Here is an 11,606-nt window from a genome sequence, read left to right as displayed (position 1 = left end):
GCAGGCAGGCCGGGACCGGGCGGCGGCCGCGCTCAGCCGGCCGCCCGGGCGGCGATCCGCGCCTTCCGCGCCGCGAGCTTCTCGTCGAACTTGGCGGCCTCCGAGTCGAGACCACCCATGAAGAGCCCGAGCTCCTCCTGGGCCTTGATCCCCTCGGGCCCGAGCCCGGTGATCTCCATGATCTTCAGGTAGCGCAGGACGGGCTGCAGCACGTCGTCGTGGTGGATCCGCATGTTGTAGATCTCGCCGATGGCCATCTGCGCCGCGGCCCGCTCGAAGCCGGGCATGCCGTGTCCGGGCATCCGGAAGTTCACCACGACGTCCCGCACGGACATCATCGTCAGGTCCGGCGCGATCTCGAAGGCAGCCTTGAGCAGGTTCCGGTAGAAGATCATGTGCAGGTTCTCGTCGGTGGCGATCCGCGCCAGCATCCGGTCGCACACGGGGTCGCCCGACTGGTGCCCGGTGTTGCGGTGCGAGATACGGGTGGCGAGCTCCTGGAAGGCCACATAGGCGACGGAGTGCAGCATCGAGTGCCGGTTGTCGGACTCGAAGCCCTCCGACATGTGCGCCATCCGGAACGCCTCGAGCTTGTCCGGGTCCACGGCGCGCGAGGCGAGCAGGTAGTCGCGCATCACGATGCCGTGCCGGCCCTCCTCCGCGGTCCAGCGGTGCACCCAGGTACCCCAGGCGCCGTCGCGCCCGAACAGGGTGGCGATCTCGTGGTGGTAGCTCGGGAGGTTGTCCTCGGTGAGCAGATTGACCACCAGGGCGGTCTTGCCGATGTCCGTCACCTTGGACTGCGCCGGATCCCAGGCCTCGCCGTCCTCGAAGAACCCGGGGAAGTTGCGGGCGTCGGTCCACGGCACGTACTCGTGCGGCATCCAGTCCTTGGCGACCTTCAGGTGGCGGTTCAGTTCCTTCTCGACGACCTCTTCCAGGGCGTGGAGGAGCCTGGCGTCGGTCCAGGTGTCCGGGCTGCCGAGGTGGGGAGAGGTGATCGTCACGGGTGCTCCTGCGGGGACGGGAGAAGTGCTACCTACGGGTTCGTAGGTTACGAGACCGTAGGTTAAGCGTCGAGTAAAGGAGATCTCCGCGAGGGGGCGGGAGGTGCCCGGATTCTGGCGTTATGCCCCGTGCGATCCGGTCGTACGGGAGGCGGTGGACGGGAATCCGGGCGCTCCGGCGAGAGTCATCTCACGTGCCGGCGGTCACCGTGACACGACGCTCCTCGGCCTCGGTGACCCGCTCGATGCGGTCGCCCCACCCACCAGCTCCCGCAGATGCTGCGCGGTGAACGACCCCTCGGCGCCGAGCAGTTCGGCGGGCGTCCCGGTGAAGATCACCTCGCCACCGTGCTTGCCGCCCTCCGGGCCGAGGTCCACGACCCGGTCGGCACGGCGGATCACGTCCAGATTGTGCTCCACCACGATCACGGTGTTCCCGTCGTCCACCAGCCGGTCGAGCAGCGCCACGAGCCCGTCGACATCGGCCATGTGCAGGCCGGTGGTCGGTTCGTCCAGCACGTACACCGCGCCCGTGCGATGCAGCCGGGTCGCCAGTTTGATCCGCTGGCGCTCCCCGCCGGAGAGCGTGCTCAGCGGCTGCCCGAGCGTCAGATACGTCAGACCGACGTCACGCAGCGCGGACAGTTGCCGGCGCGGCGCCGAGGCGAGCGATCCGACCGTTGAATCCTCCAAAGCGCCGAAGAACGCCAGGGCTTGATCAGCCGTCAGATCCAGCACATCGGCGATCGAATGGCCCTCCACGCGCAGCTCGAGCACCTCGTCCTTGAACCGGCGCCCCGCACAGTCCGGACAGGTCGTCGTCACCGGATCCATGAACGCCAGATCGCTGTGGATGATCCCGCGCCCCTTGCAACCTCCGCAGGCGCCACCGGAGTTGAAGCTGAAGAGCCCCGGGGAGGTGCCAGTGACGCGCGCGAACAGCTTGCGCATGGAATCCATGATCCCGAGATACGTGGCGGGCGTGGAGCGCGCCGAGATCCCGATCGTCGACTGGTCCACCACCACGGCCTGCGGATGTGCCTCGGTGAACGCCTCCGACACCAGCGTGGACTTCCCGGATCCGGCGACCCCGGTGACCGCGGTGAGCACACCGGTCGGGAATTCGACGGACACGTCCTTGAGGTTGTGCAGCGACACGTTCTTCACCCACAGGCCTCCCGTGGGCGTGCGGCAGACGTCCTTCGTGCCGCCCCGCCTGCGCAGACAGCGGCCGGTCGGGGTGTCTGCCCTGCGCAGTTCCTGCGGCGTTCCCTCGAAGACGATCCGGCCGCCGTCGGCGCCCGCTCCCGGCCCCATGTCCACGACATGGTCGGCGACCGCGATCACATCGGCGTCGTGCTCGACGACGAGGACCGTGTTCCCCTTGTCGCGCAGCCGGAGCAGCAAATCGTTGAGCCGTCCCACGTCCCTCGGGTGCAGCCCGATGCTCGGCTCGTCGAAGATGTACGTCATGCCGGTGAGGCTGCTCCCCAGATGCCGCACCATCTTCAGGCGCTGGCCCTCACCGCCGGACAGCGACTGCGTCGGCCGGTCGAGGCTCAGATAGCCCAGGCCGATGGCCCGGATACGCTCCAGGGCGGTCACCGCGGCCGCCGCGATCGGCCCGCCCACCGGATCGTCCACGGCCGACAGCGCCGGGATCAGGTCGGTGACCTCCATCCGGGAGCAGTCGGCGATCGACAGTCCCGCGATCCGGCCGGCGAGCGCCGCCGTGTTGAGCCGCGCCCCGTGGCAGCTAGGGCATTCGCCCTCGGCCAGATACTGCTCGACCAGGTCGCGGGTCTTCTGGCTGAGCGCCGCCAGATCCCGCTTGAGGTACAGCCGGTCGAACCGGTCGGCCACGCCCTCGTAGTCGTTCTCGACCTCGAAGGTGCTGCCCGTGACCCGCACCTTCGCCCCGCGACCGCGCATCAGGAAGGCGCGCTCGGACTCGGTGAACGCGCCCACCGGCTTGTGCGGATCGAGATCGGGACTGTTCACATACGTCTGCCCGTGGAAGGTGCCCGGGCGGAACGGCGGGAACGCGATCGCGCCATCGGCCAGTGATTTCGTGGGGTCGATGATGCGGTCGTAGTCGGGTCGCACCGTACGGCCGAGGCCGTCGCAGTGCTCGCACATCCCGCTGGGGTCGTTGAAGGAGTACGCGGTGGCCGGGCCCGCGCTCGGTGTGCTGCACCGGGAGTACAGCACCCGGAGTACCGAGTGGATGTCCGTCATCGTCCCGACCGTCGATCGGGAGTGGCCGCCGATCGGCCGCTGGTCGACGACGATCGCCGGCGTCAGGTCCTCGAGCGCGTCGGCGTGCGGGCGCTCGTACTTGGGCAGGCGGTTGCGGATGAACCAGGTGAACGTCTCGTTGAGCTGGCGCTGGGACTCGACGGCGATGGTGTCGAAGACGACCGACGACTTCCCCGAACCGGACACTCCGGTGAACACGGTGAGCCGCCCCTTGGGGATGCGCACGGTGACGTCCTGGAGGTTGTTCTCCCGGGCGCCGGTGACGACGATGTGCTGCGGCATGACGGGCCGCGTGGTCTGAGCTGGCATGCGGCCGACGCTAGTAGGGATACCGGACAGCTCTTGTCGTGATTTACGACGAGCGCCGCGGTCCCTTCCGGCGGGTGCCGGCACGGACCGCGGATCAGTGGACTCGGACAACCGCAGGCTGCCCCGTCGTCGCTCTCATACGGACGTCATCAGCTCGCGCACCTCCTCCACCGTGGTGTCCCGCAGCTCGCCGTCGAGCAGCAGCCAGCGGGTGACCCCGATCGACTCCAGGAACGGCAGATCGTGGCTGGCCACGATCAGTGCGCCCTGGTACGAGTCGAGCGCCGTGGTCAGCTGCCGCACGCTCGACATGTCCAGGTTGTTCGTCGGCTCGTCGAGCATCAGCAGCTGCGGCGCCGGCTCCGCGAGCAGCAGCGCGGCGAGCGCCGCACGGAACCGCTCGCCGCCGGACAGGGTGCCCGCCGGCTGATCGGCCCGCGCGCCCCGGAACAGGAAGCGCGCGAGCCTGGCCCGGATCCGGTTGTTGTCGGCGTCCGGCGCCGCGTGCGCCACGTTCTCCGCGACGCTCAGCGTCTCGTCGAGCACGTCGAGTCGCTGCGGCAGAAAGCGGGCGGGCACATGGACCGTCGCCTCCCCTGCGACCGGAGCGAGCTCGCCCCGGACGGTGCGCAGCAGTGTGGTCTTGCCCGCGCCGTTGCGGCCGACGAGCGCGATCCGCTCGGGGCCGCGCAGCTCGAACTCGCCCTCCACGCGCGCGCCGTAGCGCAGTTCGAGCCCGCTCAGGGTCAGTACGGACCTTCCCGGCGGTACCGCCGTGTACGGCAGGTCGACACGGATCTCGTCGTCGTCCCGCACCGCGTCCACGGCGTCGTCGAGCCGCTCCTTGGCCTCCTTCAGCTTCTCCTCGTGCATGATGCGGTGCTTGCCCGCGGAGACCTGGGCCTCGCGCTTGCGGTTGTTCATGATGATCTTCGGCTCGCGCTTCTGGGCGTACATCTTGTTGCCGTAGCGGACCCGACGGGCCAGCTTCATCTGGGCCTCGGACAGTTCGCGCTTCTGCCGCTTGAAGTCCGCCTCGGCCGCCCGCACCATCCGTTCCGCGGCCTCCTGCTCGACGGCGAGCGCCTCCTCGTACGCGGAGAGGTTCCCGCCGTACCAGGTGATCGTGCCGCCGCGCAGATCGGCGATCTGGTCGACGCGCTCCAGGAGTTCGCGGTCGTGGCTGACCACCACGAGCACGCCCGACCAGGCCTCGACCGCGGAGTACAGGCGAGTGCGCGCATACAGGTCGAGGTTGTTCGTCGGTTCGTCGAGGAGCAGTACGGCAGGCCTGCGCAGCAGCAGCGCCGCGAGGCGGAGCAGCACCGACTCGCCGCCGGACACCTCGCCGATGGTGCGGTCGAGGCCGATGTGGCCGAGGCCGAGCTCGCCGAGCGTCGCGACGGCGCGCTCCTCGACGTCCCAGTCGTCGCCGACCGCGGTGAAGTGCTCCTCCGCCGCGTCACCCGACTCGATGGCGTGCAGGGCGGCTCGGGTGCCGGCGATGCCGAGGACCTCGTCGACGCGGAGTTCCGTGTCGAGCGTGACGTTCTGCGGCAGCCAGCCGACGTCGCCGGCCGTGCGGATGATGCCCGCGCCGGGGGTGAGCTCGCCGGCGATCAGCTTCAACAGGGTTGATTTTCCTGAGCCGTTGACGCCGATGAGCCCGGTCCTGCCCGGAGCGAAGGAGACCTGCAGAGAGTCGAAGACCTCGGTGCCGTCGGGCCAGGCGAAGTCGAGCGAGGTGCAGGTGATGGACGGGGATGAACCCGGGAAAGTAGACAAGGCGGCCTCCGGCGCGTGTGCGTGAGTGGAACAGGGCAACGCGGTGAGACACGAATGCGGCGACACGGCCCGGCATACGGAATCCGGATGTACGGGTCGGGCGGAGGGCGCAAAAAAGGCCCTGGTCCACGGAGGACGGCTCGACGGCCGAGGTCGCACGCGGCGTACGCGGTCAGTGCTGCGATACGCGGTGTCTCAAGACCTCAGACGAGCAACGGTCCACTCCGATCGACGACAACAGGGCGGTGTACACNAACGGTCCACTCCGATCGACGACAACAGGGCGGTGTACACCGTACAAGCGCCCGGCGGAGTGCGTCAATGTTTTTCCGGCGGACCGGGGCCGATGGTGCGGGGGAGGGGCGGCGCGGCGGCGCTGCGGTGACCGCCGGAGGCCGGATTCAGCAGGCGTCGCGCAGCAGCTCCGCCAGATCGGCGTCGATCTCCAGGTGCAGATGCTCGTGCCCGGCGGGGACCAGGGCGGCGGAACGCTTGAGGAAGCTGCGCAGCTCCCCGGTGCGGACGTGGACGATCGCGGTGCCTTCGGGCGCGTGGAACTCGAGCACCGTCCGCTCGTATCCGTACGGCCTGATCCGCACGTCGCCGTCTCCGGTGGATTCCTCCAGACCGGCACTCAGCAGTTCACGTCCGAACGACCACGACACCTCGACGCCCTCCAGGGTGGCGGGCGCGGGGAACGTCATCCGGACGGCGAACGGGTCGTCGCAGTCGTAGTGCAGGCTCGCGGGGATGGTCAGCATCCGCGGATCGGCCGCGACGAGACGGGCCTCAACGGCTTGGTCGATGACAGTGGACACGGCCTGCTCCTTACGACGGTTCGACGGACAACACCCGGCACATGTTTAGACGCGTGAGCGCGCCGATCCGTGCTCCGTCGGGGCCGTGAGCTGTGTCACCGGTGTGGACCTGCGACGATTCCCGGACGTGCGGCATACGTCCGGCTCTGTCTCGGCCCCAACAGCCGCCGTGCGGCCGCCTCGTGGAGTGTTCAGGGGCGCTCTGGACGGCGCTGTGCGGGTCCGCTACGTTCCCGGCGCATGAAGGCTGAGGGGAAGACGAGGCGGGGGCGCCGGCTGTGGACGCTCGGTATGTGTGCGGCGCTCGCGGTCACGGTGCTGTCCGCGTCCGCACAGGCCCAGCAGGGGCCAACTGCCCTGCGCGGGACGGCCGGTGGAGCGGATTCGCCCGGAGCGTACGGATCGGCGTCCGCGGTCGCCGCGGCGAAGCCGACATGGCGGCCGACACCCGCCGGAACGGACGTACGGTTCCGGGGACTTGCCGCGGTCGGGCGGAAGGCCGCCTGGGTCGCCGGGGCCGAAGGAACGGTCCTGCGCACCTCGGACGGTGGCCGCAGCTGGCGGGACGTGTCGCCGCCGGGCGCGTCCGGGCTCGAGTTCCGTGACGTGGAGGCCTTCGACACCCGGCGCGCGGTCGTCCTGGCGATCGGCGAGGGCGACGCCTCACGGGTGCTGCGCACGGACGACGGTGGCGCCACCTGGACCGAGACCTTCCGCAACGACGAGCCGGGGGCCTTCTACAACTGCGTCTCGTTCTTCGACCGAAGGAACGGGCTCGCGGTGAGCGACCCGGTGGACGGCAGGTTCCGCATCCTGGCCACTTCCGACGGCGGCCGTTCCTGGCGGGTGCTGCCCGACTCGGGGATGCCCGATGCGCTGCCGGGGGAGGCCGGTTTCGCGGCGAGCGGGCAGTGCCTGGTCACGGCCGGAGCCCGGGACGCCTGGCTGTCCACGGGCGGCGGCGACCACGCGCGCGTGCTGCACTCCCGGGATCGTGGCCGCACCTGGGAGGCGGCGGCTGCGACGATCCCGGCGGGCGACCCCGCGCGCGGAGTGTTCGGGCTCGCCTTCCGCGACCGCCACCACGGCCTCGCTGTCGGCGGGGACTTCACGCCGGAGCTGCCCTCGCCGCACGCGGCGGCCGTCACGGGCGACGGCGGCCGCAGCTGGCGGCCCTCGGACCAGCCGCCGCCCGCCTACCGCTCCGGTGTGGCCTGGCTCCCGCACAGCAGGTCCGCCGCCCTCGCCGTCGGGCCCACCGGTACGGACCTCACCCGGGACGGCGGCCGCACCTGGGAGACCGTCGACACCGGTTCGTACGACACCGTCGACTGCACCCGGGCCGGGACCTGCTGGGCGGCGGGGGAGCAGGGGCGCATCGCGGTGCTCGCGCGCCGTTGACGGACGCGCGCGTGGGCCGCTCGCGCGTCAGGAGGCCGGCTGCTCGCGGTGTGCGGCAAGCTCGGGTGCGGTCTTGGTGGCCGCGAACTCGGTGATGCGGTACTCGCACACGCCGGCCACCGTGAACGGGTCGCTCGCCACCAGCTTCTCGGCCGCTGCACGGTCGCTGCCGAGGGCGATGATCACCCCGCCGTCGCGGGGGTTCTTACGGCCGGAGGCGAGCACGGTCCCTGCGGCGTACTGCTCGTCGAGCCAGGCGACGTGCGCCTCGAGCACGGCGTCGACGGCGGCAACGGGGGCTGTGTAGGTCAGATCGAGTACGAACATGCTCCGGAGGCTACCCGGCCCCCGTGGCCTCCCCGGACCCCGGAGTCTCCCCGGACACCCGTCAGCCGCCGAAGAGCTGCGTCCAGTACGTGCCGGCCTCGCCGCCGCCCGCGAAGCCGATGCCTATGTGGGTGAACTCCGGGGTGAGGATGTTCGCCCGGTGGCCGGGGCTGTCCATCCAGCCCTTGACCACTTCGGCGGGGGAGCGCTGACCGCACGCGATGTTCTCCCCGACCCTGCGGTGCGTGCTGCCCGCGGCCGCGGCCCGGTGCCAGGGCTCGCTGCCGTCCGGGGCCGTGTGGGCGTAGAAGGCCCGGGCGATCATGTCCGCGCTGTGTGCCTGCGCCGCGGTCGTCAGCGGACCGTCGGCCGCGAGGCCGCGGAGGCCGGCCGCCGACCGCTCCGCGTTGGTCAGGGAGACCACCTCGGCGGCGGTCGCCGACAGGCCCGCGGGCGTCAGCGGCCTGGCCCACAGCGCGGTCCAGTAGACGCCCGTGCCGCCCCCGCCGGCCTGGGCCACCGCTGCCTGGGTGTACTGCGGGTCCTCGAGCGTCCGCCGGCTGCGGTCCTGCGCCAGGCAGTACTCGACGAACTCGGCGGCGGACCGGGGCCCCGACACCAGATGTTCGCCGATGGCCAGGAAGGCGTACCCGCCTGCCGTCACGCGCTGGAACAGGGACGTGCCGTCCGCGGAGACGCTGCCCAACTCCCCCTGGGCCGCCATCGCGGCGGCGTGCGCCCCTGCCGCCGCCGCGAGACGCGCGTCGTGCGTGACCGCAGGGGCACCCGCACGCGCGCGTGCGGCATTGGCCAGGGCCAGGAACGCATCGCCCTCCGGGGACGCGCGGGGAGGCGCGGGCGGCGGAGCTGTCGGCAGGGACCCGGGCGCGCCGGTGCGGCCGGACTGCCGCACCCTGGACGGCTGTTGCGGGGCGGTGGGCTGTCGTGGGACGGACGGCTGTGGCGGTGCGGCCCCGTCGTCGGCCACGTCCACTCCGAAGTCCCTTGCCACACCGGCCAGTCCGTCGGAGTACCCCTGACCGATGGCACGCACCTTCCAGCCCGTCGGGCGGCGGTACAGCTCGGCCAGGAGCAGTACGGTCTCGCGGTCCGCACGCGGCGGGCTGAACGAGGCGACCACCCGGCCGCGAGCATCGGTGACCCGCAGTCGTGGAGCCGGGAGCAGTCGCAGCGGGGTGCCCGCCTCGGAGGGGCTGACGACGACCGTCACGCGGCTCGCGCCGTCGCGCAGTGCGTGCGGGTCCACCACGAGCCGATCGCCGGCCAGGCGGGCACCAGGAGCCGACGGCTGGTTGAAGAACACGAAGTCGGCGTCGCCGCGCACCTTGCCGTCGTCGCCGGTGATCAGCGCGGACACGTCGAACGGCCCCGGGACATGGACCGTGACCTCGCCGCCCGGCAACGGCAGATTGCCCCCTGCCACCAGCTCACCACTCGAACTCATCGCTCCACGCGCCCCCTTGCCGATCACCGCTCCGAACAGAGGAACGTGCAACACAGGACGCGGGTTCCAGGCGCTCCCGACCGGTCCCCACGCGCGCGTGGTCCGCGTACGCGCCCCGGACCCGGGCCCCGGCCCGTACGCTCAGGGCATCATGATCACCGCACACACACCGGCCGACTGGCCCACCACCGAGTCGGAGGCCCGGGCGGTCCAGGACGCACTCCGCGGCCGCCTGATCCTCGACGAGGCCGGTCCCCGGCCCGGAACCGGCCGGGTCACCGGCGTCGACGTCGCCTACGACGACGAGCGAGACCTCGTGGTCGCCGCGGCGGTCGTGCTCGACGCGAGCCTGGAGACCGTCGAGGAGGCCACCGCCGTCGGACGCGTGTCCTTCCGGTACGTGCCGGGGCTGTTGGCGTTCCGTGAACTGCCCACCGTGCTGGCCGCTCTGGGCAGCCTGCGCTCCGACCCCGGGCTCGTCGTCTGCGACGGCTACGGCCTCGCGCACCCACGGCGCTTCGGACTCGCGGGGCACCTGGGTGTATTGACCGGACTGCCCTCCATAGGAGTCGCGAAGAACCCTTTCACCTTCCTCCACCAGGACCCCGACCGCCGGCGCGGTGCCGTGTCCCCGCTGCTCGACGGCACCGAGGAGGTCGGCCGCGCGGTACGTACCCAGGACGGCGTCAAACCGGTCTTCGTCTCCGTGGGACACCGGATCGATCTGGACAACGCCTGCGAGCACACCTTGCGGCTCGCCCCGCGCCACCGCCTCCCGGAGACCACCCGGCGCGCCGACGCCCTCTGCCGCCGGGCGCTGGCCGGACTGCCGTCCTGACACGGCAGTTCGGGTCCCGGCCGGCAGACGGCCCGTGCCACCTCAGCGCTTCGCGGCCACCCGGAAGGTGATGCCGGCGGCCCTGAGGCGGTCCGTCAGCGCGTCACCCATGGCGACCGCCGGGGTGACCTGGCCCGCGGTGGCGGGCACGTCGTCGAGAGCCAGGCACATCGCCGCCTCGGCGAACATCTTCGCCGTCTCGTCGTACCCCGGGTCACCGCCCGCGACCTCCGTGTACACCCGCTCTCCGCCGCCCTCGCCGACGAACCGCACCGAGAACCAGGACCGGTCACGACGCTCCTTGTCCGGCCCGTCACCGGGCTGCAGACGGTCCGACAACCAGCGCCGCGCAGGCGGCAGTTGGGCGGCCGCGACCAGCGTGCCCAGGGCCGCCGCGCCGCCCACCGCCACGGGCAGCCGGCGTACGGCCGCGTAGTGCCGGTAGCGGAAATCGGGGCCGTAGCGAGCGAGCGCGCGTGCCGACTGCTGCACGATCTGCGGGTCGACCGTGGGCAGCGGCACTCCCCAGGCCCCCAGCTCACCGCTGAAATGCGGCCTGCCCAGCGGCGCGTAGGCGCGCCGGCCGACCGGCCGCGGCTCGTGCCGACGGCGGTCGCGCGCAGCCTCCAGCGTCTGCTGGCCCCGCGAGAACGCGGTCAGCGCGGAGGCGAAGGTGCCGCCCGAGAAACGGGCGTTGGTGCTGACGTAGCCGTCGATCCGCAGCGGCACGCCGTCCGGCAGCTGACCGACCGTGAACAGCACCCCGAGGTCGTGCGGGACCGAGTCGAACCCACACGCGTGCACCAGGCGCGCACCGGTCTCACGCGCGCGGGCGTCGTGCCGTACATAGGTCAGGTCGACGAACTCCGGCTCGCCGCTGAGGTCCAGGCAGTCGGTGCCCGCCTCGGCGCAGGCGGCGACGAGCTCCTGTCCGTAGGTGACGTACGGCCCGACCGTGGTGGCCACCACGCGCGCGTGGTCCGCGATGTCGCGCAGCGCCGCACGGTCGTCGGCGGCCGCCTGCAGGAGGGGCAGGTTCGCGAGTTCCGGACGGTCCGCGGCCAGTTGGTCCCTGAGCCGCTTCAGCTTCGGCAGACTGCGGCCGGCGAGCGCCCAGCGCAGGCCCTTGGGAGCGTGCTCGGCGAGATACCCGGCAGTCAGGACGCCGACGAACCCCGTGGCCCCGTAGAGCACGATGTCGTACGCCCGCTGCGACGACCCGCCGCGTGCACCGGCTTTCGCCGCACGGTCCTGCGTCACCTCCCGGGAGCCGTCCCGGGGGCCGTTCCCGCGCCTTGCTCCACCGTCGCCCATGCCGCCGCCTTTCGAACTCGTACCCGCGCCGTTGTCGGTGGCCGAGGCTAGCGTGGTCGCAGCAGGAGCGAGCACGGACCCCG

The 11,606-nt window shown here is 71.7% G+C and carries 9 protein-coding genes; 2 read left to right on the top strand and 7 right to left on the bottom strand.

Annotated elements, in window-relative coordinates; genetic code table 11:
* Positions 1 to 32: 32 nt before the first annotated feature.
* The 4 genes from DY218_RS08225 to ssgD form a co-directional block, all read right to left on the bottom strand.
* Positions 33 to 1,007 carry an acyl-ACP desaturase gene (locus tag DY218_RS08225; RefSeq protein ID WP_128555257.1) on the bottom strand — a complete coding sequence of 325 codons (975 nt, stop codon included), beginning with the start codon at positions 1,005 to 1,007 and terminating at the stop codon, positions 33 to 35.
* Between the two features lie 204 nt (positions 1,008 to 1,211).
* On the bottom strand, positions 1,212 to 3,575 hold the full coding sequence (locus DY218_RS08220; protein ID WP_407703586.1) for an ATP-binding cassette domain-containing protein: 2,364 nt from the start codon (positions 3,573 to 3,575) through the stop codon (positions 1,212 to 1,214).
* Positions 3,576 to 3,710: 135 nt separating this feature from the next.
* On the bottom strand, positions 3,711 to 5,360 hold the full coding sequence (locus tag DY218_RS08215) for an ABC-F family ATP-binding cassette domain-containing protein (RefSeq protein WP_128555256.1): 1,650 nt from the start codon (positions 5,358 to 5,360) through the stop codon (positions 3,711 to 3,713).
* A 401-nt stretch (positions 5,361 to 5,761) separates the two neighbouring features.
* Complete coding sequence (gene ssgD, locus DY218_RS08210; RefSeq protein WP_128555255.1) at positions 5,762 to 6,178, bottom strand: spore wall synthesis regulator SsgD; 417 nt, start codon at positions 6,176 to 6,178, stop codon at positions 5,762 to 5,764.
* Positions 6,179 to 6,418: 240 nt separating this feature from the next.
* On the opposite strand from ssgD, the gene DY218_RS08205 reads away from it, so the two are divergent.
* A complete protein-coding gene (locus DY218_RS08205) occupies positions 6,419 to 7,579 on the top strand; it encodes a WD40/YVTN/BNR-like repeat-containing protein (RefSeq protein ID WP_128555254.1) in 1,161 nt (386 codons plus the stop codon).
* Positions 7,580 to 7,606: 27 nt separating this feature from the next.
* On the opposite strand, the gene DY218_RS08200 is transcribed toward DY218_RS08205, so the two are convergent.
* Together DY218_RS08200 and DY218_RS08195 are read right to left on the bottom strand one after the other, a co-directional pair.
* Positions 7,607 to 7,906 (bottom strand): YciI family protein, encoded by a 300-nt coding sequence (locus DY218_RS08200; protein WP_128555253.1) that lies wholly within the window; start codon positions 7,904 to 7,906, stop codon positions 7,607 to 7,609.
* A 61-nt stretch (positions 7,907 to 7,967) separates the two neighbouring features.
* Positions 7,968 to 9,371, bottom strand: a complete 1,404-nt coding sequence (locus DY218_RS08195) for a CAP domain-containing protein (RefSeq protein WP_128555252.1) — start codon at positions 9,369 to 9,371, stop codon at positions 7,968 to 7,970.
* Between the two features lie 151 nt (positions 9,372 to 9,522).
* On the opposite strand from DY218_RS08195, the gene DY218_RS08190 reads away from it, so the two are divergent.
* Positions 9,523 to 10,209, top strand: coding sequence for an endonuclease V (locus tag DY218_RS08190; RefSeq protein WP_128555251.1), 687 nt, complete (start codon positions 9,523 to 9,525; stop codon positions 10,207 to 10,209).
* Between the two features lie 42 nt (positions 10,210 to 10,251).
* Here DY218_RS08190 and DY218_RS08185 read toward each other — a convergent pair whose 3' ends face one another.
* Positions 10,252 to 11,523, bottom strand: a complete 1,272-nt coding sequence (locus DY218_RS08185; protein WP_128555250.1) for a saccharopine dehydrogenase family protein — start codon at positions 11,521 to 11,523, stop codon at positions 10,252 to 10,254.
* Between the last annotated feature and the right edge of the window lie 83 nt (positions 11,524 to 11,606).

The organism is Streptomyces triticagri, from assembly GCF_003429565.1.
In the GTDB taxonomy this organism is placed as follows: domain Bacteria; phylum Actinomycetota; class Actinomycetes; order Streptomycetales; family Streptomycetaceae; genus Streptomyces; species Streptomyces triticagri.
Note: the sequence above shows the minus strand (reverse complement) of the source record. Positions and strands in the feature narration are given on the sequence as shown.